The organism is Streptomyces sp. CB00455, assembly GCF_001905445.1.
In the GTDB taxonomy this organism is placed as follows: Bacteria; Actinomycetota; Actinomycetes; order Streptomycetales; family Streptomycetaceae; genus Streptomyces.
Map to the genome: position 1 here is coordinate 59,874 of NZ_LIVQ01000011.1, position 22,739 is coordinate 82,612.

The 22,739-nt window shown below is 73.9% G+C and carries 18 protein-coding genes and 2 pseudogenes; 8 read left to right on the top strand and 12 right to left on the bottom strand.

Translation table 11 applies throughout. The features are described 5' to 3' along the window. Nucleotides 1-20: 20 nt before the first annotated feature. The gene (locus tag AMK16_RS36810) at nt 21-182 is read right to left on the bottom strand and encodes a hypothetical protein (protein ID WP_199885650.1); all 162 of its coding nucleotides are present in this window, start codon (nt 180-182) and stop codon (nt 21-23) included. 148 nt (nt 183-330) lie between these two features. Here AMK16_RS36810 and AMK16_RS31105 point away from each other — a divergent pair. Further along, a pseudogene (locus AMK16_RS31105) lies at nt 331-1,451 on the top strand (type ISP restriction/modification enzyme). A gap of 170 nt (nt 1,452-1,621) precedes the next feature. Then, on the top strand, nt 1,622-2,833 hold the full coding sequence (locus AMK16_RS31110) for a CaiB/BaiF CoA transferase family protein (protein WP_073920673.1): 1,212 nt from the start codon (nt 1,622-1,624) through the stop codon (nt 2,831-2,833). A gap of 39 nt (nt 2,834-2,872) precedes the next feature. Here the strand turns inward: AMK16_RS31110 and AMK16_RS31115 are convergent, their stop codons facing one another. After that, nucleotides 2,873-3,142: a hypothetical protein gene (locus tag AMK16_RS31115; RefSeq protein ID WP_073920674.1), complete on the bottom strand. Its 270-nt coding sequence runs from the start codon at nt 3,140-3,142 to the stop codon at nt 2,873-2,875. A 445-nt stretch (nt 3,143-3,587) separates the two neighbouring features. After that, nucleotides 3,588-4,394, bottom strand: a complete 807-nt coding sequence (locus AMK16_RS31120; protein ID WP_073920730.1) for an SGNH/GDSL hydrolase family protein — start codon at nt 4,392-4,394, stop codon at nt 3,588-3,590. Nucleotides 4,395-4,599: 205 nt separating this feature from the next. Here AMK16_RS31120 and AMK16_RS31125 point away from each other — a divergent pair, with 205 nt between their 5' ends. Further along, on the top strand, nt 4,600-5,697 hold the full coding sequence (locus AMK16_RS31125) for a DUF5925 domain-containing protein (protein ID WP_073920675.1): 1,098 nt from the start codon (nt 4,600-4,602) through the stop codon (nt 5,695-5,697). Nucleotides 5,698-6,255: 558 nt separating this feature from the next. Here the strand turns inward: AMK16_RS31125 and AMK16_RS31130 are convergent. Beyond that, nucleotides 6,256-6,642, bottom strand: coding sequence for a GntR family transcriptional regulator (locus AMK16_RS31130; protein WP_242439011.1), 387 nt, complete (start codon nt 6,640-6,642; stop codon nt 6,256-6,258). A gap of 71 nt (nt 6,643-6,713) precedes the next feature. Between AMK16_RS31130 and AMK16_RS31135 the strand changes: the two genes are divergently transcribed. The 3 genes from AMK16_RS31135 (at nt 6,714) to AMK16_RS31145 (ending at nt 9,593) form a co-directional block, all read left to right on the top strand. Next, nucleotides 6,714-7,655: a GNAT family N-acetyltransferase gene (locus AMK16_RS31135; protein WP_073920676.1), complete on the top strand. Its 942-nt coding sequence runs from the start codon at nt 6,714-6,716 to the stop codon at nt 7,653-7,655. Then, a complete protein-coding gene (locus AMK16_RS31140; RefSeq protein WP_073920677.1) occupies nt 7,652-8,134 on the top strand; it encodes a DUF402 domain-containing protein in 483 nt (160 codons plus the stop codon). The genes AMK16_RS31135 and AMK16_RS31140 overlap by 4 nt, the downstream gene beginning before the upstream one ends. A 355-nt stretch (nt 8,135-8,489) precedes the next feature. Next, nucleotides 8,490-9,593 (top strand): lytic polysaccharide monooxygenase auxiliary activity family 9 protein, encoded by a 1,104-nt coding sequence (locus tag AMK16_RS31145; RefSeq protein ID WP_073920678.1) that lies wholly within the window; start codon nt 8,490-8,492, stop codon nt 9,591-9,593. Nucleotides 9,594-9,685: 92 nt separating this feature from the next. Here AMK16_RS31145 and AMK16_RS31150 read toward each other — a convergent pair whose 3' ends face one another. The 3 genes from AMK16_RS31150 to AMK16_RS31160 form a co-directional block, all read right to left on the bottom strand. Further along, nucleotides 9,686-10,546 carry an esterase/lipase family protein gene (locus AMK16_RS31150; RefSeq protein ID WP_073920679.1) on the bottom strand — a complete coding sequence of 287 codons (861 nt, stop codon included), beginning with the start codon at nt 10,544-10,546 and terminating at the stop codon, nt 9,686-9,688. 157 nt (nt 10,547-10,703) lie between these two features. After that, nucleotides 10,704-11,717 (bottom strand): DNA polymerase Y family protein, encoded by a 1,014-nt coding sequence (locus AMK16_RS31155; RefSeq protein ID WP_073920680.1) that lies wholly within the window; start codon nt 11,715-11,717, stop codon nt 10,704-10,706. Next, nucleotides 11,714-15,478, bottom strand: coding sequence for a DNA polymerase III subunit alpha (locus AMK16_RS31160; protein WP_073920681.1), 3,765 nt, complete (start codon nt 15,476-15,478; stop codon nt 11,714-11,716). Before AMK16_RS31160 ends, AMK16_RS31155 begins: the two co-directional genes overlap by 4 nt. 168 nt (nt 15,479-15,646) lie before the next feature. Here AMK16_RS31160 and AMK16_RS31165 point away from each other — a divergent pair, with 168 nt between their 5' ends. Continuing rightward, nucleotides 15,647-16,843 carry a DUF3533 domain-containing protein gene (locus AMK16_RS31165; RefSeq protein ID WP_242439012.1) on the top strand — a complete coding sequence of 399 codons (1,197 nt, stop codon included), beginning with the start codon at nt 15,647-15,649 and terminating at the stop codon, nt 16,841-16,843. Between the two features lie 13 nt (nt 16,844-16,856). Here the strand turns inward: AMK16_RS31165 and AMK16_RS31170 are convergent, their stop codons facing one another. The 4 genes and pseudogenes from AMK16_RS31170 to AMK16_RS31185 form a co-directional block, all read right to left on the bottom strand. Continuing rightward, the gene (locus tag AMK16_RS31170; protein ID WP_073920682.1) at nt 16,857-17,663 is read right to left on the bottom strand and encodes a hypothetical protein; all 807 of its coding nucleotides are present in this window, start codon (nt 17,661-17,663) and stop codon (nt 16,857-16,859) included. 103 nt (nt 17,664-17,766) lie between these two features. Beyond that, nucleotides 17,767-18,651 (bottom strand): S1 family peptidase, encoded by an 885-nt coding sequence (locus AMK16_RS31175; protein ID WP_073920683.1) that lies wholly within the window; start codon nt 18,649-18,651, stop codon nt 17,767-17,769. Between the two features lie 132 nt (nt 18,652-18,783). Then, nucleotides 18,784-19,360, bottom strand: a pseudogene (locus AMK16_RS31180) (DUF1684 domain-containing protein). A gap of 77 nt (nt 19,361-19,437) precedes the next feature. Further along, complete coding sequence (locus AMK16_RS31185) at nt 19,438-20,754, bottom strand: DUF5685 family protein (protein ID WP_073920732.1); 1,317 nt, start codon at nt 20,752-20,754, stop codon at nt 19,438-19,440. A gap of 282 nt (nt 20,755-21,036) precedes the next feature. On the opposite strand from AMK16_RS31185, the gene AMK16_RS31190 reads away from it, so the two are divergent. Further along, nucleotides 21,037-21,486, top strand: a complete 450-nt coding sequence (locus AMK16_RS31190) for a cell division protein SepF (RefSeq protein ID WP_073920684.1) — start codon at nt 21,037-21,039, stop codon at nt 21,484-21,486. A gap of 36 nt (nt 21,487-21,522) precedes the next feature. On the opposite strand, the gene AMK16_RS31195 is transcribed toward AMK16_RS31190, so the two are convergent. Further along, a complete protein-coding gene (locus tag AMK16_RS31195; RefSeq protein WP_073920685.1) occupies nt 21,523-22,695 on the bottom strand; it encodes an acyl-CoA dehydrogenase family protein in 1,173 nt (390 codons plus the stop codon). Nucleotides 22,696-22,739: the final 44 nt, after the last annotated feature.

Consider the following 22,739-nt stretch of genomic DNA (forward strand, 5'->3'; position numbering starts at 1 on the left):
CCTTCCGGGTCACTTCCGGGTCACTTCTCCTCGTCGTCGTTGGCCCGCTCCCCCTCGGCCTGCGACGGCGTCGTCCGCATGGTCTCGGGGTGGACCGCCTTGCGCTGCGCCTCGTCCATGTCCTCGTCGAGCCGCTCTCCCTCGGCCTGCGACGGAGTCGAGTATTCGTCGTACTGACTCATGGCCGTCTCCTCGGTGGATACCGCACATATGCGTACACAAGGAGCGTAGCGCTTCGGCTTGGAGGAGGCCCGGCCGCCGGACGCCGTCGCTACCATCGGCGGCGTGAGCGCTGACGAACCGTTGCAGGATCCGCTGCTGGACGACCTGATGCCCTGGTCCGTGGGCGGCCTGCGGCTGGGCCGGGACTGGGTGGCCGCGCCCGACGCGGCGACCCTGCGCGCCCGCTGGGCGGCTCTGACCGGCGCCAAAGGGACCGAGCGGGACCGGTTGTTCCGCCCGAGCCGCAGCCGTACGCCCGCGGCCGGGGCCGCCGCCCTGCCGGGCCGGCGCTCGGCGACGACCCGCTTCGCCGACGCGCCCGGGCCCTGCCCCGATCCCGTACGGGTGCTGCGCGACCCCTTCGACGAGCAGTGGCTGCTGCCCGACCAGCGGCTCATCGACATCGCCCGCCCGGAGCTCTGGCGGGTCCTGGACGAGCACCAGGTCTTCGCCGTGGAGACCCCGGACCTGCTGGTCACCGCGCACCTCCCGGCGGGCCGGCTCGGCCGGATCCGCCCGCTGCACCGGCGCCCCGGCGGCGCCGAGCCGAACGTGGCGCCGGGCCTGCTCTCCCTGCTCGGCGAGCAGTACGGCGGCTGGGCCACCCCCGAGGACCTGCTGTGCTGGATCCTGGCCGCCGGCCGTCCGGGGCCACGGGGGTACGAGGTCCCGCTCGCCGCCGATCCCGCTCGCTGGCGGGCCGGGCTGGACCTGGGGCAGCGGCTGCTCACCATCCAGCTGCGCGGGGCCCGCGGCGGCGAGCCGCCCCGGCTGCCGGGCGGGCGCCGCCCGTACGTTCGCTCGTCGCTCACGGGATGGCCGGGCGGGCTCGTGTACGACGCCGCCGGCGAGACGCTGGGCCTGGGCGGCGCAGTCGTGTCCCCCGTGCCGGCCACTGCCTGGGAGTACGAGGTGCAGGGCGTGCGGGTGCTGGAGGCCTGGTTCGCCGCACGCACCGCGCACCGCGGCCCGGACGCCGGGGGGCTGGAGGACTGGGCCCGGCCGAGTGGCCGCAGAGCTGGACGTCGGAACTGCTGGCCCTGGTCACGACCCTGGCCCTGCTGGCCGACCTGGTCCCCGAACGGGCCGCGTTCGACCCGGGCCCGGCGCTGGACGGGGGCGTGCTGCGCGCCGCCGGGGTGCTGCCGCCCCCGCGCTGGGCCAGGCGCCCGGCCTCGGTCCTGGACCACCAGGAGGAGGGCCCGGGCGGCCAGTTCGCCCTGCTGTGACCCCGTACGGGCCGTGCCCCGCCGGCCGGGCAGCGATGCCCGCGCCGGTCCGGCCCCGCGCGCCCGCCCCGCGCCCGCCGCGCGGCCGGACCGGCCTGATCCGCAGGAGACCCCCCGGGGCCGGACTTGCGCTGGTGACAAAGGGGGCGGGAACCGGTAGGCACACCTGCATGAGCACCGACACGCATCAGCCCGAGCCGCTCCCCCTCGACGGCATCACCGTCGTCGCCGTCGAGCAGGCCGTCTCGGCACCCTTCGCCACCCGCCAGCTCGCCGACCTCGGCGCCCGGGTCGTCAAGGTCGAGCGCCCGGACGGCGGTGACTTCGCACGCGCCTACGACACCGCCGCGCAGGGCCTCGCCTCGCACTTCGTGTGGGCCAACCGCGGCAAGGAGTCGATCGCGCTGGACCTGAAGGACCCGCGCGGCCTGGAGGTCCTCCACGGCCTGCTGGCCGGCGCCGACGTCTTCGTCCAGAACCTCGCGCAGGGCGCCGCGGCCCGGCTCGGGCTGGACTCGGCGGCGCTGTGCGCGCGCTACCCGCGGCTGGTCGCCGTGGACGTCTCCGGCTACGGCGCCGAGGGGCCGTACGCCCACAAGCGCGCCTACGACATGCTCGTGCAGTGCGAGGCGGGTCTGGTCTCGGTGACCGGCACCCCGGAGCAGCCCGTCAAGGCGGGGATCCCGGCGGCGGACATCGCGGCGGCCATGTACGCCTTCTCGGGGGTCCTCGCGGCCCTGTTGCGCCGCGGGGTCACCGGCCACGGCGGCCGGGTGGAGGTGTCCATGCTGGACGCCCTCGCCGAGTGGATGGGGCACCCGCTGCACCACACCATGCACGGCGGGGAGCAGCCCGTGCGCACGGGCCTGGCGCATGCCGTCATCGCGCCCTACGACGCGTACGCGACGGCCGACGGCGACCGGGTGCTGCTGTCGGTGCAGAACGACCGGGAATGGCGCCGCCTGGCTCGGCACGTACTGGAACGGCCCGATGTGGCCGAGGATCCGGCGTACGCGACCAATGCGGCACGCACCGCGAACCGGGAGAAGACCGACGCACTGGTGGCGCAGGCGCTGGGCCGGCTGGGCGCGGCCGAGGCGATCGAACGGCTGGAGGCTGCGGGCATCGCCTGCGCGCGGCTGAATTCGGTCGCCCGGCTGGCCGGCCATCCGCAGCTCGCGGCCCGGGACCGCTGGCGGGAAGTGGACTCACCGGCCGGTCCGCTGCGGGCACTGCTGCCGCCGATCGGACTGCCGGGCGGCGCGGCACCGCACATGGGTGCGGTGCCCGCGCTGGGCGAGCACACCGATTCCCTGCTGCGCGCCCTGGGGATGTCGGGCGCACAGATCTCGGAACTGCGCCGGGACGGCGTGGTCGCTTAGGGCCGGGAAGACGCAGCCGCGGGGCTGCGGTACGGGTGGTTACGAACGGCGGCTGCCGAAGAGCGTGCGACGCAGACGGCGCAGCGGCGCGAAGAGCGAGACGCGCGCGCTCCGGCTCCGCAGGCGGTGCGTGTGGTCGCGGGAGGTGAGCTCGCGCATCAGCAAGGTCGCCTCGGCGGTCTCGCAGTGCGGGACGGCGGGACCGCCCAGCACGGCGAGGTGGCGGTCGAGGCGCGAGCTGGACGCGCTGCTGCCGCAGTTGATGGCAGGCACGCGTGGCGGCCTGCTGCGCATTGCTATCTGTTCCATGTTCTCTCCCCACCCGTACGAGGGCACCCGGCCCGGGCAGGTTAACCCTATCGCCCCCACGTCGCGCTCGGGTATCCCGGTGGTGTGAATTACCCCTATGCCGAGGGGGAGTTGACGATTACTCAGCGGAGTCGACAGTCACTCTCCGCACAGGCGGGGGCAGGTGCGGGGCTTGGGAGCGGCTCCCGGCGCGGGAGGGACCGGCCGGCGCCCTTCGCATCGACGCGCAGTGACGGCCGGGTTACGGACGGGTTGGCGGAAAAGAAGGTGGCGCGGTCCGCGGCCGGCGCGGGGTGACGTGCGGGGAGGGGACTCCGGCCAGCGAAGTCCCCTCCTCTGGCGCGGAGTACGAAGCACGAAGCGTGAGGTGCGAAGTGCGAAGTGCGAAGTGCGGGTGCACCGGACGGACCCGCCGACCGCGGGCCCGTCCGTCAGTCCCTGAGGGTCAGGCCGCGTTGGTGAAGACGGGCAGGTAACCGCCGGAGTGCCCGGCGGCGGTCGGGTGGTACGACTCGCCGATGTTGGTCCAGTTGACGCTGTGCAGCCACGCGCTGCCGGAGCAGATCTCGTGGCCGGTGAAGGCTCCGGCGACCGAGGCGAAGGTGAAGCCGTGGTCGGCGGCGCGCTTGGCGATGGCGGCGTTGAGGTAGTCGGCGGCGCCGTTGATGGCGGAGCGCTCGCCCTCGGTCAGTCCGGTGACGCAGGTGCCGTTCAGCTTGTAGAAGCGGGGATAGCCGATGACGACGACGTGGGCGTTCGGGGACCTGCTGTCGATGGCGTTGTAGACCTGGTCGAGCTGGCCGGGGAGGGTGGAGTCCACGTACGCCTTGGCCTGGTTGACGCGGTTGACGCAGGTGGACTCGGACTGGAGCACACAGGTCGTCATGACGTCGGAGAATCCGGCGTCGTTGCCGCCGATGGTGATGCTGACCAGGTCGGTGCCGGAGTTGAGCGGGCCGAGCTGGTTGGCCAGCACGTCACCCGTACGGGCGCCCGAGCAGGCGGCGAAGGAGAAGGTCTGCGGTGAGTGGGCGGCGGCCCACAGGGCCGGGTAGGCGCGGGTGGTGCGCTTGCAGGCGCCGCTCCCGCTGTCGTAGTTGCCGGCGCCGACGCCGGAGGAGTAGGAGTCGCCGAGGGCGACGTAGCCGAAGTCGGCCTGGGCGGCGGCTGCTGCCTGCCCCGCGCCGAACAGGGCGGCGCCCGCGGCGAGTAACAGGGAGGAGGCGAGGGCGGCGACGCGCGACAATCTCATGCTCATGTGTGCGGCTCCTTGTGGGGGTTACTGCTGAGTCCGTGGTACACGGAGCCGGGGCTGGCTGGAAGTGTCCATGCCAAGGATTTTCGGAAAGGGTTACCGCCGGAATCTTCACCGGCGACGTGTTTGAAAGGGGAACCGGGCCACTCGATCCGGCGAAACACGGGTGCACGGGCGTACCGCGTGCCGGATCATGGGCGCCATGCCAGCCAACCCGCATGACGCGCTGCCGATCCGGCTCAACGTCGACGACAGCGATTCGCCGTCGGATGTCGTCGACGCGCTGTTCCTCGGCCGGTTCGCGTCCGGCGAGCAGCCGTTCTCGCACAGCGTGTCGATCGACCGGGTCAAGCCTGGGATGAGCCTGCTGCCGCCCGGAGCCGCCGTGTTGCGCTCTGCGCGCGACAGCGACCGCAGCGCCACCCTCGCCGAGGGCGAGGGGTGGACGGTGCTGGTCTCCCGCTGGAGCCGGGGCGCGGACGTCACCGTGACGGCGATCAGCGACGAACTCGCCGCCGGGGTGCTGGGCGAGGCCACGGAGGGCGCGCAGGACGAGCCCGAACCGCAGCCGGAGAACGTCACGATGGGTTTCTGGTACGTCTCGCCGCGCCGCGGGCCGTACCGGACGACGCGCCAGATCGCGGCGGGCACCTGGCCCGAGGTGCGGGCCAACTACACCGCGCCGGTGGCCGCGGCGATGGACCGGCTGATGAAGGTGACCCCGGAGGACATCGCGGGGCGGCTGCTCCTGCTGCACGGTCCGCCGGGCACGGGCAAGACCTCCGCCCTGCGCACCCTGGCCCGGTCCTGGCGGGACTGGTGCCAGGTGGACTGCGTCCTGGACCCGGAGCGGCTGTTCAACGACGTGGGCTACTTGATGGACATCGCGATCGGTGAGGAGGAGGGCACGGCGAAGGGGCGCTGGCGGCTGCTGCTGCTGGAGGACTGCGATGAGCTGATCCGCGGCGAGGCGCGTCACACGGCGGGCCAGGCGCTGTCACGGCTCCTCAACCTGACGGACGGGCTGCTGGGGCAGGGTCGCAACGTGCTGGTGGGGGTCACGACGAACGAGGACCTGGAACGGCTCCACCCGGCGGTGGTCAGGCCGGGGCGCTGCCTGGCCCGCATCGAGGTCGGGCGGCTGACGCACGGGGAGGCGGTGGACTGGCTGGGCACGGACGAGGGCGTCTCCCGCGAGGGGGCCAGCCTGGCCGAACTCTTCGCCCTGCGGCGGGGCACGGGGCCGGCGGCGGTCCTGCCGCTGCAGCCGCACTCGGCGGATGCGGGCCTTTACCTCTGACGGGCCGTCTGGTGCCGGGGCGGGCTCGACGGCTGCGCCGGGCCTCCCCGGGCGCTGCCCGGACCCGCGCCTCGATCTCCGGCGCCCCCGAGTTCGCCCTCCGGGCGCCCCGGCCCGAGCCGCGCCGACACCCGAAGCAGAGCCACCCCGAGCCCCGCGGACGCACCCAGGGCCCGCCCCGCCGCCCCGCCGCTCCGCCACGCAGCAGGCCAAGTCACCCAACCCCCAGCCCCGCACCCCCAGCCCCGCCGGCGTTTGAGGCGCGGGGTCCGGGGCGGAGCCCCGGCTCTCCAGCCCCGCCGGCGCCTGAGGCGGAACCCGGGCCGAAGCCGCCGGCCACCCTCACGTGAGACACCAGGACCGGACACGGACCCCGCCGCTCCGCCACGCAGCAGCGAAGACACCCCCAGCCCCGCCGGCGTTTGAGGCGCGGGGTCCGGGGCGGAGCCCCGGCTCTCCAGCCCCGCCGGCGCCTGAGGCGGAACCCGGGCCGAAGCCGCCGGCCCCGCCGGGGTGCGGGGGGGGTCGGGGCCGGGTCGCGGCGAGCGGGAGGGCGGGTCAGTGCGCGTACCGGGCCCGGAGGGCTTCGGCCGTGGCGGCCAGGGCTTCCGCCTCCGTCAGGCCCAGCCGGTGGACCCGCTCCGCAAACGCCTGCGCCGCAGCCGCCGCCTCCCGCGACGCGCCCTCCGCCGCCGCCGCGACGAACGTCCCGTTCCGGCCCCGCGTCTCGATCACCCCGTCCGCCTCCAGCGCCCGGTACGCCTTCGCCACGGTGTTCGCCGCGAGCCCCAGTTCCTCCGCCAGCCCGCGCACCGTCGGCAGTTTGAAACCCGCCGGCAGCCTCCCCGACCGGGCCCGGTCCGCGATCTGCGCGCGCAGTTGCTCGTACGGAGCGGCCGAGCCCGCCGCCGCATTGATGGTGATCTTCAGGTTCGTCGAGGTCACGGGGCCGATTGTCCCCCATCCCCCGGTAATTGGGAGGCGCCGCACGTGGGTACGCCCGTAGCGTCGGCCGCATGACCGTATCGATCCGCGACCTCCGCCCGGCAGACGCCTCGGACGCGGAGTCCGTCGTACGGGTACGCCGCGCGGCGCTGCCCTTCATGATCACCACCGCCGAGGCGGTCGCCTTCGAGGTCACCTCGGCCCACCCCGCCGCGCACTACCGCCTCCTCCTCGCCGAGACCCGCGAGGGCCTCGCCATCGGCACGGCCCAGGTCGGCATCGCCCACGACAGCCCGGAGCCGGGCGGGTCGTACGTCAACGCCTACGTCGACCCCGCGCACCGCGGCCTCGGCGCCGGCGGCCTGCTGCTGCGCACGGCCGAGCGGCACCTCGCCGCACGGGGTGCGACGGACGCGTACGCCTGGGTCCTGGACGAGCCCGCCCACCGCGCCTTCGCCGAGCGCCGCGGCTACCGCCCCGGTCGTTCGGCGCACTTCCTGCGGCTGGACCTGGCCGGGGCGTCGTTGCCCCCGCTCCCGCGGGCCCTCCCGCCCGGGGTCGAGCTGCTCCCGGGCTCCGCGTTCGCGGCCGATCCGCGTCCGCTGTTCGAGGCCGACGCCGAGACGACCTGCGACGAGCCCGGCGATCTGGCCTCCGCCTTCGACGACTACGGCGACTGGCTCGCGCGCACCTGGCACGACCCCGCCCTCGACAAGGAGCTGACCGCCGTCGTCCTGGTCGACGGTGCGGTGGCCGTCTTCACGGCCGCCCGTACCGACGGCGCCACCCGCTACGCCTCGGCGATGACCGGCACCCGGCGCGCCTTCCGCGGCCGCGGCCTCGCCAAGCTCGCCAAGACGGCCTCCCTGCACCGGGCCCGGGCGGCCGGATACACGCAGGCGTTCACCGGGAACGACGCCGGGAACGGGCCGATGCTCGCCGTGAACAGATGGTTCGGCTACGAGATCTGCGCGACCGAAGTGCGCTACACAAAGACCCTGGAGGCAGTGTGACCCGGCAAGTGACCGTCGTCCTGACCAAGGCCGGCCGCGTGAAGATCCGCTACCCGGCGGTGCAGGTCGCCGACGACGGCGACCGCATCTCCGTGCGCGCCCCGTGGGCGGCCGAGGGCGTACGGGACTTCGGCTTCGTGCGCTTCGAGCCGGGAGACGTGTTCACCGAGCACTTCTGGCGCACCCGCTGGTACGCCGTCAAGGAGGTCCGGACCGGCAACGGTGTCCTCAAGGGCTGGTACTGCGACGTCACCCGCCCGGCCGTGCTGCGCGGCGGAGAGATCCTCGTCGAGGACCTGGACCTCGACCTGTGGGTCTCGGCGGACGGGTCGCGCGTACTGCGCCTGGACGAGGACGAGTTCGCGCACAGCGGCCTCGCCACCAGCGACCCGGAGGCGGCCGGCCAGGCCGTGCGGGCCCTCGACGCCCTGGACGACCAGGCCAGGACCCCGGCGGGCCTCTCCGCCCTCCTCGCCTGAAGACGGCCCGCCGGCCCGGGCTCCCGTCGGGCCGCCCGCCGGGAGACCGTGCAGTCTGCGCACGGTCGGACTGGCTGATCGTCTTGTTCTCTGTAGCGCCACGAGGGCTCGTCCCCCCGTGATGACGCGGACAGCCCGAAACACGGAGCCGGGGGGCGGTTCCTGAGGTCCTGCTTACCGGCGGCTTAAGCGGAGCCTAAGGATCCTCTGCGGGGGTCCGAACCCGGGGGAAGCCGGGGTCGCGGCGGATAGCTTGGCCGGGTCGGCGAGGGCCGGGTGTGGCGCCGCCGGGGGGCGGCGCGGCACGGGACGGTCCGCTGGCGCGCCCCTGTCTTGCGTCCGAAGGAGATCACCCATGCCCGCACGCCGCCGCACCGTCACGCTGACCCGTATCGCCTCCGCCGGCCTGGCCCCGGTCGCGGTGGCCGCGTACGCCGCCGCTCCCGCGGTCGCCCACGGCTCGATGACGGACCCGGTCAGCCGGGTGGCGGCGTGCTACGCGGAAGGGCCGGAGTCCCCGAAGTCCGCCGCGTGCAAGGCGGCGGTCGCGGCGAGCGGGACACAGGCCCTCTACGACTGGAACGCCGTCAACATCGCCAACGCGGCCGGCAACCACCGCGCACTCATCCCCAACGGCCGGCTGTGCTCGGCGGGCAACGACAAGTACCGCGGGCTGGACCTGGCACGGGCGGACTGGCCGGCGAGCCCGATGACGGCGGGCGCGCACACCTTCCGGTACAAGGGGACCGCTCCCCACAAGGGTTCCTTCGAGCTGTACGTGACGAAGGACGGCTACGACCCGGCGAAGCCGCTGAGGTGGTCGGACCTCGAGCCCGCGCCGTTCGCGAAGGTCACCGACCCCGGGATGCAGAACGGCGACTACGTCTTCTCCGGCACCGTGCCGAAGAAGACCGGCCGCCACCTGATCTACAGCATCTGGCAGCGCTCGGACAGCCCGGAGGCCTTCTACACCTGCTCGGACGTGGTCTTCGGCAAGGACAGCGGCGGCGGGAACACGGGCGGCGCCGGCGGCACCGGTGGCTCCCCCGGCGGTCCGGGCTCCAAGCCGACCACCAGGCCCGGCGCCACCCCGAGTACCGGCCCGGGCGCGGAGAACGGCACGCAGGGCGCCGGCACGGAAGGCGTCGGCACGGAAGGCTCCGGCGCCAAGCCCTCCGATGCACCCTCGGCCCCGACGGACCAGCAGATCGCCGCCGGCGCCGACAAGTCCAGCGTGGAGCACGACGGCCACGGCGACAACGATCCGAAGACCAACGGCGAGGCGGCCGGCGCCCCGCTCCCCTCGCGGTCCGCGCAGAACGGCAACCTCGCCGAGACGGGCGGCAACGGCGCCGCCCCGGCGATCGCGGTCGCCGGGGCGGGCATCCTGGCCGTGGGCGCGGCCGTGCTGTTCGGGGTGGCCCGCCGCCGTGCGACGGCAGGCCGTCACGGGCGCTAGTGCTGTGACCCGGTGAACCCTGCCGGTCACAGCACTAGCCGGGCCCCCGGTTCAGCTCCTCATCCGCTCGGGTCCCTCGGACCACGTGCGCGTCACTCGAAGACCGAGGCGCACGTGGTCCGTGTGGCGTGCGCCGGATCGAGGGCGTTCACCGCCTCGTGCCAGGCGATCCGGTCGGTGAGGCCGATGGCGACGTGTTCCGAGAGGTCCAGGCCGCACAGGTCCTGCAGGACGACGTTGCGTACGCCCGGCCCGTCCAGGAAGCTGCTCCGGTAGGGCGTGACCACTTCGTCGTACCGGGTCGCGATCACCGTGTACGTGACGCCGGGCACGGTGTCCCCGCCCTCGTTCAGCTTGTTCTGGAAGGCGGATCCGGCGATCTGGTCGGCGAGGCCCGGGGTCGCGCCGCTGATGAGGTCCTCGGCCCCGGGGAAGTACGGGAGCAGTTGGGTGAGTCCGAGCAGGGTGGTGCCGTGGTTGTCGGGGGCGAGCCCCACCAGCGCGTTGACCTTGGGGGCGCCGCCGAGGAACTTCAGGTAGTAGCGCGGCATCATGCCGCCCTGTGAGTGCCCGATGAGGTCGGTCTTGGCGGAGCCGGTGGCGGCGAGGACCCTGTCCACGAAGGCATCGAGCTGGCCGGCGGACTTGTCGATGGGGCCGAGCCCGTTGAAGAGGGGTACGCCGGGCAGTTGACCGTAGTCGAGCGAGTAGACGCAGTATCCGCGGTGCACGAGGTACGGCGCGAGGCCGAGCCAGTTGTCGACGGAGTTGCCGAAGGTGCCGTGCACGAGCACGACGGGGCGCGGGTGGGCGGTGGAGGGCTTGCAGGACCAGTTGTTCCAGCCACTGCTGGGTGCGGCTGCGGCCTGCGCGGCGCCGGTGGGGGCGACGAGTGCGGCGGCGGCGAGGGTGAGGACGGCCAGCGGGCGGAGCAGGCGTCTCCAGGGCAGCATCGTGTGATCTCCTTGCGGTTCGACTCAAGGGGATGGGGCGTGGGGGTTCATCCCGTGATCCGGATCACAAGGGGGCGCTGCTGTCGCCAAATTACGGGCGAGTAGCAAGACAGGGAAGTTACGCGTCGGTAAAAACTTGCGTGCCGTACGGGACCCGTCAGGCCGCGAGCGTGCCCCGGGCGATGGCGTGCGGCCCGAAACGGGCGCGGACCCGGTCCGTGACGGCTTCCAGCCGGCGGGCCTTCTCGTCCTGCGGGTCGAAACTGAGCTGCCGCGAGGCCTGTTCGGCCGGGGTCAGGTCCTCGGCCCGCAGGGACAGTGCGCGCACCCGGGCCCGTTGCAGGCCGAGACCCTCGTAGAGGGCGTAGGCCGTGTCGGTCAGGGTGACGGAGTGCGCGGTGGGTTCGGCGAGGGTGCGGGTCCGCGTGAGGGTGGTGCGGTCGGCGCAGCGGACGCCGAGCGAGAGGGTGCGGCAGACCTGCCCCCGGCCCCCTCCTTGTGTACGAAGCTTCGCGCCGAGCTCCTCCGTCAGCGAGAGCAGTGCCCGCCGGTGCCGTACGGGATCCAGCTCGTCCAGATCGAAGGCCCGCTCGGCGGCGACGGCCCGGGCGGCCGCGCCCGGCCGGACGGGGGTCCGGTCGATCCCCAGGGCGCGCTCCTGCACCTCGCGGCCGAAGCGGGCGCCGAGGATCCGCCGCAGGGCGGCGGGCGGGGCGGCGGCGACCCGCCCGACGGAGTCGAGGCCGTAGGAGCACAGGGTGCGGGCGGCCTTGGGCCCGACCCCGTCGAGGGCGGTGACGGGTTTGCGGGCCAGGAACTCCCGCACGGCGACGGGCTCGTCGGGGACCACCAGGGTCCCCCCGGGACCGGCTTCGCGGGCTGCCGCCCGGGCCAGCATGGGGTTGCCGGCCACGCCGACGGTGCAGTCCACGCCGTACAGGGCGAGGGCCCGGACCCGGACCAGCGACGCCAGCCGGCCGGCGTCGCAGCCGAAGTACCGCAGCGCGGCCCGGACATCGGCGAGTGCCGCGTCGGGCGGCAGGGCCTGTACGGCCGGGGTGATCCCGTCGAGCAGCGTGAGCACCCCGGCGTACTCCGGCGCCCCGAGCGGCCCCCCGTCCGCCGGGTGCATCCGCAGGCAGGCCACGACCGCGCCCTGAGCCCCGCTCATCCCGCGCTCCCCGGGCTGGAGTGCCACAGCTTGCGCCCGGTCGCGGCGCTGGGGCCCGGCGGCTGGAGGTCGGCCCAGGCGTTCATCTCGAATCCCGTGGACAGGCGGATCCGGCGGGTGGGTACCGGGCCGCCGCCCCTCCCCGCCCCGCCGTCCGCCCCGCCGTCCGCCTCGCCCTTCGTCTCCCCGTCCGCGGAGGCGCCACCCCCGGAGGTACCGCCCCCGGAGGTACCGCCCGCGGAAGCGTCGTCCGCCGAGGCGCCGCCGCCGGCGGCGAGCCGGGCCGCGACCGCGTCCAGGCCGCCCGCCGACCGCAGTTCCACCAGCTCCGCCAGGTTCCACGCCGCCGCCCCGACCACGCTCATGCTCTGCGGGCCCCGCCGCTGCACGACGCCCCGCACCAGCAGCAGGAAGGAGTGGAAGACGGTGTGCGCGCAGCGCTCGTGGCTGTCGTCGAAGAAGGCCAGGTCGACCAGGCCCGTCCCGTCGTCCAGCGTCGTGAAGATCACCCGGCGTCCGGACCGGATGGGCGGGGTCTGAGTGGCCGCCTTGGCCCCCGCGACCAGGACCGTCTGCCCGTGTTCGGCATCGCGCAGCCGCCGCGCCGGGATCGCGCCCAGCTCCTCCAGGAAGGCGTGGTGATCGGCCATCAGGTGCCGCGAGGCGTCCATGCCGAGGACGCCCAGCTCGGCGCTGAGCCGTTCCGCGTCGCTCAGGTCGGGCAGTCCGACGGAGGCCGTCGACCGGCCGCCCTCCAGGGGGAGCTGGGATCCGCGTACGCCCGCCGCCCGCTGGGCGCCGTGCAGTTCGCTCACATGCAGGAGCAGGTCGCGCCGGTTGGCGCCGAAGGCGTCCAACGCCCCCACCTGGGCCAGCCGTTCGGCGACCGGGCGGCCCGGGCGCGCCCGGTCCCAGAAGTCACGCAGGGACGCGTAGGGCCGGCCGGCCGCGATCCTGGCCGCCTCGGCCTCGTTGATCCCGTGGACGTCGGACAGCCCGAGGCGCAGTCCCCACACCCCCTCGTCGGACACCAGTTCGATGCGGTGGGCGACCGCCGACCGGTTCACGTCCAGCGGCAGCACCGGCACGCCCCGCCGCCGTGCGTCCGCCAGCAGCAGCCGCTTCGGGTACATCCCCGGATCGTGGGTCAGCAGTCCGGCGTAGAAGGCCGCCGGGTGATGGGTCTTGAGCCATGCCGACTGGTAGGTCGGCACCGCGAAGGCCACGGCGTGCGCCTTGCAGAAACCGTACGAGCCGAAGGCCGCCACGATCTCCCAGGTCCGGCCGATCACCTCCACCGGGTAGCCGCGCTCGGCCGCCTTCGCCGCGAACCAGGCCTTGATCCGCTCCTGTGACTGCGGGTCGGACAGCCCTCGGCGCACCCGGTCCGCCTCGTCGCGCCCGCAGCCGGTCATCACGTGCACGATCTCGATGATCTGCTCGTGGAAGACCACCACGCCGTACGTCTCGCGCAGCGCCCCGGCGAGGTCCGGGTGCGGGAAGCGCACCGGAGCCCGCCCGTGCCGGGCCTCGATGAACGGCCGCACCATGTCGGCGGCCACCGGCCCCGGCCGGAACAGCGAGATGTCCACCACCAGGTCGTCGAAGGTGGACGGCTGGAGCCGCCCCACCAGGTCCCGCTGGCCCGGCGACTCGATCTGGAAGCAGCCCAGCGTCTGCGCCGAGCGGATCAGCTCGTAGGTGGCCGGGTCGCCGGGCGGTACGTGCGCCGGGTCGTCCAGGTCGATCTCCCGCCCCGTGCCGCGGCGGATCTCCGCGACCGCGTGCGCCATCGCGGACTGCATCCGCACGCCCAGGACGTCGAGCTTGAGCAGCCCGAGCTCCTCCACGTCGTCCTTGTCGAACTGGGACATGGGGAAGCCCTCGCCGCTGGTGGGCACCACCGGTGTGCGGGCGAGCAGGGAGGCGTCGGAGAGCAGCATCCCGCACGGATGCATGGCGATGCCGCGCGGCAGCGCGTCCAGCGATTCGACGAGCTCCCACAGCCTCCCGTGCGACTCCCCGCGCACCTCGTCGCGTACGCCGCGCAGTTCGGGCAGTTCCTCCAGCGCGGCGCGGGCGTCACGGGCCCGGATGTGGGGGAAGGACTTGGCGAGCCGGTCGATGGCGGCCGGGTCCATGGACAGGGCGGCGCCCACGTCGCGTATGGCGTGGCGGACCCGGTAGGTCTCGGGCATGGAGACGGTGGCGACGCGCTCGGCGCCGAAGCGGTCGAGGATCCGCCGGTAGACCTCCAGCCGGCGGGCGGATTCCACGTCGATGTCGATGTCGGGCAGGACCCGCCGCCGCTTGGACAGGAAGCGCTCCATCAGCAGGCCGTTCGCGACGGGATCGGCGTGCGCGATGCCGAGCAGGTGGTTGACGAGGGAGCCGGCGCCGGAGCCGCGGGCCGCCACCCGGATGCCCATCTCCTTGACGTCGTCCACGACTTGGGCGACCGTCAGGAAGTACGAGGCGTAGCCGTGGTAGGCGATGATGTCGAGCTCCTGGTGCATGCGCTCCCAGTACGCGCGGTCGTCCGCGTAGCCGTGCAGCACCATGCCCGCCGAGGCGCGGGAGGCGAGGACCCGCTGGGCGCTGCGGTGGGCCGCGCCGACGAGGCGGGCCTCGGGGAAGTGCACGGACCCCATGCCGAGGTCGTCCTCGGGGTCGACGGCGCAGGCTTCGGCGGTGCGCCGGGTCTCGGCGAGCAGCTGGCGCGCGTCGGCGGGGCGCAGCCCGGCCGCCCGGGCGATCCGGTCGGCGGCCTCGGCCATGGCGCCGGGGTCCTTCAGCCAGCGTTCACCGCTGTCGAGGGGGGCCCGGGGGTCGATGGGGACCAGCCGGCGGGCCGCGTCGAGGATGTCGGCGACCGGGCCCTGGCCGGGGTCGGCGTAACGGACGGCATTGGTCAGGACGGCCCGGACGCCCTGCTCGGCGGCGAAACCGACGGTACGGGCGGCCAGCCGGAGCGAGCCGGGTCCGGTGCCGCCGCGGCCGTGGTGGACGGCTTCCAGGCGCAGGTGGTCGCCGTAGACCTCCCGCCAGGGCGCGAGGAGGCGGGCGGCCCGGTCGGGGCGGCCCGCGGCCAGCGCCCGCCCCACCTCGGAGCCGGGCCCGAGCAGGACGAAGACGCCTTCGCCGCGGTGGGCGCTCCAGGGCAGCACGGGCTGCCTGGCTCCGGCGCCGGACGGCGCGGGTACGGCGAACCCGCCGGCGGCCGGTCCGGTGGGGCCGCTCAAGTCGCCGGCGGCCTCGGCGGCGCCCGCGTGGGCGGCGGTGACCATGCGGCACAGCTCGGCCCATCCGGTGGCCCCGTCGCGGGCCAGGAAGACGGCGCGCGGAGCGGACTCGTCCACGAAGGCCCCGCCCTTGACGGGGCTCCGCCGCCGGTACGAGGCCCCGCCCGGACCGGAGCCGTGCCGGCCCGCACCGCCCGGGCCCACCCCGCCGGAGCCCGCCCCCGGCGAGCCCGGGCCGGAGGCGGTTCCCGAGCCCGCGCCGGACCGCCCCGACCCTGCCGGGCCCGCCGCCGGCGAGCCGGCGGGGGACACGGCCAGGTCCACCCCGAACAGCGGCCTGATCCCGGCCTTCGCGCACGCCTTCGCGAACCGCACCGAGCCCGCCAGGCCGTCGCGGTCGGTCAGGGCGAGGGCATCCATGCCCCGCTCGGCGGCACGCTGCGCCAGTCGTTCCGGGTGTGAGCCTCCGTAGCGCATGGAGAACCCCGAAACGGTGTGCAGATGCGTAAAACCAGGCACCCGCGGCCTCCTGCTTCGCTCGAATGAACACCTCCCCCGCTCTCCACCATAGAGCAATTCGAATACGCGTGCGAAACACGTGTTCGACTCCGGAAGGGCCTCCGCTTCCGTCATCCTTTCGGCCCTCTCCTGCTGCGTCCCGACCCCGGTACGCCGAGCGTGTGAGACATGACCCAGCCCACGCAGCGCCCCGACCCAGGTCCCCCCGCCGGCTTCCTCGCCGAGGTCAAAGACGCCGTGACGACCCGGGCGGCCCTGCTGGTCCTGGGAGTGCTGGCCCTCCAGCTCGCCTTCATCACCTCGTACATCGGCGCCTTCCACCACCCGAAGCCCGATGAGATCCCGATCGCCGTGGCCGCTCCGCTTGCGCCGGTCGCCGAGCAGTCCGTGAAGCAGCTCACCGCGCTGCCCGGCAAGCCGCTCGATCCCCGTACGGCCAAGGACGAGGCCGCCGCGACCGGCTTGATCGTGAACCGGGACGTGGACGGCGCGCTGATCATCGACCCGGGCGCCAAGACCGACCGCCTGCTGGTCGCGGGCGGCGCCGGGGCCTCGCTCGCGCAGGCGCTCGAAGAGGTCGTCGGCCGGGTGGAGGCGAGCCGGGGGCGCACCGTCACGGTCACCGACGTGGCCCCGGCCGCCGCCGGCGACGGGCGCGGGCTGAGCTCCTTCTACCTGGTCATCGGCTGGTGCGTGGGCGGGTACCTGTGTGCCGCGATCCTGGCCATCAGCGCCGGCGCCCGGCCCGCCAACTCCGCCCGCGCCGTCATCCGGCTCGGTGCGCTGCTCGTGTACGCGATCGTGGCCGGACTGCTCGGCACGGTCATCGCCGGCCCCGTCCTGGACGCGCTGCCCGGCTCCCTCATGGCCCTGTGGGGCCTGGGCACCCTGGTCGTCTTCGCGGTCGGCGCGATCACCCTGGCCCTCCAGGGGCTGGCGGGCGTGGTGGGCATCGGTCTCGCGATCCTGCTGGTGGTGGTGCTCGGCAATCCGAGCGCGGGCGGCGCCTACCCGTACCCGCTGCTGCCGCCGTTCTGGAAGGCCATCGGGCCCGCCCTGCCCCCGGGCGCGGGGACGTACGCAGCGCGCTCCATCGCGTACTTCAAGGGCAACGGCGCGGGTGGCCCGATGCTGGTGCTGGCCGCCTGGGCGGTACTCGGCTCCGCCGTCACCCTGGCCTGTGCGGTCTTCCGCAGGGGCCGGCCGGGGGCCGCGGTGGGCAGCGGGCTCACCGACGACTCGCCTTCCGTCTCCCGCTTCGCCGCCACCAAGGGGAACACCGGCGGCAGTAGCGATACGGGCGGCGGCGCCGGTGGCACGCGCGGTCCGGGTGTCCCCGGCGATCCCGGGACCGGCGCCCGGTGAAGCACGACCGTACTCAGGCCCGGGGCGGGCCGCTCCGCCGCTCCGTACGCGCTGCCGGAAGCCCTGGACCGGCTCCGCCGACGGGGGCCGTCGGCGCCTCCTCGACGGGCGCCACCACCGCTTCCCGGGCGCCCTTGAGGCACTCGATGACGCGCTCGTGCGTGTCCCCGACGCTGTCCGTGACCCGTATGCGCACGTGGAGGGCGCTCACCTCCTCGATGAACCGCTTCGAGAACACCCCGACCATGACCGTCTCGTGCGTCCCTGACGCCACCAGCGGGTAGCCGGCTCCGAAGTACAGGAGCCTGAAGTCGACGGCGGCCCGCAGCCCGGCGTGCGACAACTGCTCGCCGAGGGCCGTCAGGCCCGTCCACTCCACGTCCGTTCCCGGGTCGCGGACCGGATCCGCGGCCAGGACCAGGTGGTAGTCCACCTCCTCCAGGACGGCGTTGTGCTGGCCGCCGTTGAGGATGCCCACCCTCCACGCCTTCGCGGCGCCCGGGAGCAACCCCGGCTCGTACTCGGAGCGCCACCCGAGCACGGGCCGCACCGCTCGCGCGTACTGCGCCCGCGCCAGGACGGCGCCGGCCGCGACGGCCAGCAGGCTGGCCAGCGGTTCGGCGCTCATCAGCTGGAGCCGCCAGGGCCAGTCGGCGCGAGCGGTCTCCGAGGTGTTCGCGCGCACGGTCTCCCAGACGAGGACGCAGGCCAGTACGCACAGCAGCACCAGGGGCGCCGTGAACAGCCAGCGGTTGCGCCGGATGCGGCGCTGTGCGTCCGAAAAAGGGGTGCTTCCCCCTCCGGTCGGTGCAGTGCTCATGCGCGTCCGTCTCCCCCCGAAGACGAGCCCCCGCCCCGGTGGTCCGGGGCGGGGGCTCACGTTTGTGCCGCAGGCCGGACGGGACTCCTACCCGTCCGTGGGGTCAGTACACGCTGACGCCGTAGGCGTTGAGGGCCTCGACCACGGGCTGGAAGTAGGTGGTGCCGCCGGAGGAGCAGTTGCCGCTGCCGCCGGAGGTGAGGCCGACCGCGCGGCTGCCGGAGTAGAGCGGACCGCCGCTGTCGCCCGGTTCGGCGCAGACATTGGTCTTGATCATGCCGTAGACGACGTCGCCGCCGCCGTAGTTGACGGTGGCGTTGAGGCCGGTCACCGAGCCGCTGTGGATGCCGGTGGTGGAGCCGCGCCGGGTCACGGACATGCCGGTGGTGGCGTTGACGGCGCTGGTGATGTCCTGGCTGCCGACGGTCCCGGACGGGACCGGCGAGTTGCTGGCGTACTTGATCAGGCCGTAGTCGTTGGTCGGGAAGCTGGATCCGACGGTGGAACCGATCACGGTGGTGTGCGAGGAGTTGCTCCACCACGTGCCGGCGCCGTCGGTACAGTGCCCGGCGGTCAGGACGTAATAGGTGCTGCCGCTGCGCACGTTGAAGCCGAGCGAGCAGCGCCAGCTCGATGCGTAGATGGCGTCGCCGCCGGAGAGCAGTTTGGTCAGCTTGCCCGGGGTGCGCTCGATGCGCAGGGCCCCGGCGTCGGCTCCGGCTTCGCGCTTGATTCTCGCGAGGTCGGCGGCGGTGACGGTGGAGTCGGCGGTGACCACGAGGGTCCCGGTGGCGGGGTCGGTGTGCCAGGCGGTGCCGGCGACATCGGCGCGCAGGACGGACGCCCCGGCCGAGGCGAGCCGGGCGGCGCTGAAGCCGCCGTCCTGCGGGTCCGCGTTCGCCACGGTGGGGGCGGCGAGCGCTGCGACGGCGGCCAGGCCGGTGGCCACCGCGAGCAGCCTGGTACGGGTGATGCTCTTGATCCTCACTTCTCGTCCTCCGAGAGGGTCGGGGGCCCGGCGGTCGTGGGGGTGCCGGAGCCCGTGAGGCGCAGTCGGGAACACGGTGAGCGCATGCTTTGTGCCGTGTTCCTGACAAGCACTGTCGGGAGTGTGCGGTCGTCAGATACCGGTCGCAAGGGCGCCTTTCAGCCGCCGTTCACCCGCGGCCACGCCGAAGGGCAGCGTGTTCCCGGGCGGCGGGAAAGGACAGATGAAATGGCTCGCGAAGGCGCAGGGCGGCAGCAGGGCCCGGTCGAGGTCCACCGTGATCGAGCCGTCCCGCGCCGGGGTGCCGGGCCGCAGGAAACGGAAGCGGTAGCTGGAGCTCCCGCCGGTGGCGTCGCCGAAGACGGCCCAGAGGCTGCCGTCCGCTTCGCCGACGGCGACCTGGAAGGTGTGCTCCGCGCCGTCGAAGGGGAAGATCAGCTCGCCTCCGAGGCCGAGCCCGCGCGCCTGCGCCGACGGGGTGGCGCTCACCGCGGCTCCCGAGGACTCGCTGCGGCTCGACGGCGAACCCTTCGCCGCGGGCGGTCGTGCGCCGGCGCCCCGGAACGGCCGGAATTCGACCTTCCGGGTAGTCGGCGAGCCAGGGGGTGCCCGTCAGTGCGAGCGGGCCGCACGGAGCGGACACCGAGGCCACCCGGCGCTCGTGCCATTCCCGCCAGTCGGCGTGCGGATCATCCGTGTCATCGCTCATGCCGATGAACCCTTCCACACCGGCCCGGACGGGAACCGCGGAGTACCCCGTCCGGACCTGCGGAATCCGAAAGGGCCTCAGCAGCCGTCGCAGGGACAGCAGCAGCACCCTTCACCGCAGCAGTCGCAGCCGTCACAGCCGTCGCAGTTGCAGTTGCCGCATTCGCAGCTGTCGCACCAGGGCTGCTTCTTCTTCCGCGACCAGGGCCCCTCGTGCTCGGCGCAGCACATCTGGCAGGTGCAGAACAGCCCGAGGGCCACGGCGCAGCCGGCGAGCAGTCCGCGGCGCGGTTTGTGGGGAGGCCGGCCACCACCGCCGCCCCCGCCGGGTCCCCCGGGCGGGGGCGGCGTGCCCGGCCCGCCGGGGGCGTGGGGAGCGCCCGGCGCGTACGGGTTCCCGCCACCGTACGGACCGCCGGCCCGGGGGCCCGTACGGGCGGAATCCGGGGGGAGGGCAGGCCCGCCCCGGCCGTACTGCGGCGGCGGCCCGAAGCTCCCCTGCCCGGCCGGGGCCGTGGCGCCGTGGCCGTGTCCGCAGCTGCCGGTCCCGAAGGCGCGGTCGACCGAGGTGCGCAGCTCGTGCACCAGCAGCCGGTGGGCGAGTCCCGCGTCCGCGAACTCGACCTCGCGCAGCGCGAGCCTGATGCCCCGCAGCGCGTCGTCGCACAGCCGCCGGGCCTCGGTCAGCGGGGTCCCGGTGGCGGTGAGCGGGTTCCAGGCACCGGCCGCGGCGTCCGCGCCCTGGTCCTCGACGGCGTCCAGCAGGTGCGCGAGCCGTCCGAAGTACCGGCCCGCCTCGGCCAGCGCGGCGGCGTTGCCCGGCCGTCCGGCCAGCTGCGCGGTATGGGCGAAGGCGGCGGCGGTCGCGGTCTCGGTCGGCTCGGTGACCACCAGTACGGACGTGCCCGGTCCGGCCAGGGTCTCGATGCCGGCCTGCCGGTCCACTGCGTCGAGCAGGACCGCCGTGTCGAAGCCGAGGGAGGCCCCGGTGCGGGCGCCGGCCCGGTCCCAGCCCCGGGCCACCTTGCGGGCGGCGGCGGCGATGGGGGCGCGGGCCAACAGGCCGTCCCGGTCGGCGACGTGGTCCCGTACCTTCGCGGAGGCCAGGACGAGCGAGACGGCGGCCGCCAGGCGCGCGCCCTCGCCGTTGGCCACCGGGGCCGTGCGCATGCCGCGCAGGGGGCAGGGTCCGGCGGTGCGCCGGCTTCCGGACGCGGGGCCGGACTGAGCCTCCGTCAGGACGGAGACGAGCAAACCGTCATAGTTGGTGACGATCCTGGCGAACTGGCCGTGATCTCCCCGAAGTGCCAGGCACAGTCCGCACAGATGGGCCATCCACTCCGCCTTGAAGCGCTCCCCCAGCCGGTGCGTGCAAGGTCTGACGATGCCGAACAACTGCTTCCCCCGTGTGTCGTACGCGTGCCTGCCCGGCATGGTATCGACCCGCGTCCTTCACCCGTACGTCCCCATCGGTCACCCGTACGGCAGCGCCGGTCGTATTTTCACTCAGTCAGCAGCGGTACCTGTCACGATCCTTGACGGTGCAACGGATGTTCTGCACCAGTACCGTCACGAAAAGCCTGCGCGGCGACTATCCACTTGGCGCGTTGTCAGCATCATGGACGACCATAGGGGAAGCGGAGACAAGACAACTGACCGCGGTGAAAGGAGGCGTCCATGGGTTCGGTGCGCAAAGCAAGTGCCTGGCTGGGTCTCGTGGAAGACAGCGACGACGAGCGTTACTACGACGACGACTACGCGGAGGCGGCCCAGGGCTCGGTGGCCGGCCCCGGGGACCAGTGGGTCACCGACCCGCGCGTGCGGGTGGCCTCCGAGTCCGCCGTCGAGCAGGGGCGCCGCATCGCGACGGTCACTCCCGACGGTTTCCGTGACGCGCGGGGCATCGGCGAGCTGTTCCGCGAGGGCGTTCCGGTGATCGTCAACCTGTCGTCGATGGACCCGGGTGACGCGAAGCGGGTGGTCGACTTCGCGGCCGGGCTGACCTTCGGCCTGCGCGGTTCCATCGAGCGGGTGGCGACCAGGGTCTTCCTGCTGACCCCGGCCGACACCCAGATCGTCAGCGGCGAGCCCGGCGGCCGCTCGCGCGACTTCTTCAACCAGAGCTGAGCCTGGGGGCACCTCCCAGCGGTGGCCGGGGGACCCTCACCGGAAGGCGTCGAGCCCGGTGAGTGCCTTGCCCAGCACCAATTGGTGCATCTCGACGGTGCCCTCGTAGGTGAGAACCGATTCGAGGTTGGTGGCGTGCCGCATGACGGGGTATTCGAGGGAGATCCCGTTGGCACCCAGGATGGTCCGCGCGGTGCGACAGATTTCGATGGCCTCGCGGACGTTGTTGAGCTTGCCGAAGCTGATCTGCTCCGGCCGCAGGGTGCCCGCATCCATCCGGCGGCCCAGGTGGTGGGCGAGCAGGATGCCCTTGTGGAGTTCGAGGGCCATGTCCGCGAGCTTGGCCTGGGTGAGCTGGAAGCCGCCGATCGGTTTCCCGAACTGCTCCCGTGTCTTCGCGTAGTCCAGCGCGGACTCGAAGCTGGCGCGCGCCGCGCCCATGGACCCCCAGATGATCCCGTACCGCGCGTGGCTGAGGCAGCCCAGCGGCCCCTTCAGCCCGGTGACGCCCGGGAGGACCGCGTCTGCGGGCAGCCGTACGTCGTCCAGCACCAGCTCGCTCGTGACGGACGCGCGCAGTGACCACTTGTGCTTGATCTCCGGTGCGCTGAAGCCGGCGGTGTCGGTGGGCACCGCGAAGCCCCGGATCCCCTCTTCGGTCTGCGCCCACACGACGGCGACCGAGGCGACCGATCCGTTGGTGATCCACATCTTGCGGCCGCTGAGCACCCAGTCGGCGCCGTCGCGCTTCGCGTAGGTGCGCATGGCACCGGGGTCGGAGCCGATGTCGGGCTCGGTCAGCCCGAAACAGCCGATCAGCTCGCCGGCGGCCATGCCGGGCAGCCAGCGCTGCTTCTGCTCCTCGGAGCCGTACTTCCAGATCGCGTACATGGCGAGCGAGCCCTGGACGGAGACCAGCGAGCGGATCCCGGAGTCGGCGGCCTCCAGCTCCAGGCAGGCCAGGCCGTACTGCACGGCACTGGCGCCGGCGCAGCCGTAACCCTCCAGCGACATGCCGAGCGCCCCGAGCGCACCGAGCTCGCGGGCCAGCTCCCGGATGCCGGGGAGCTCCCCGCTCTCGTACCAGCCGGCGATGTGCGGCAGCACCCGGTCGGCGGCCCAGTCGCGCACGGTGTCGCGTACGGCGAGGTCCTCGGGGGTGAGCAGTTCGTCGAGCCCGAGCGGATCGAGGGGCAGGAACGGTGACACGGGGCCTCCCGGCGGCCTGAGTCGGAACCCGGAGACGAACTGCG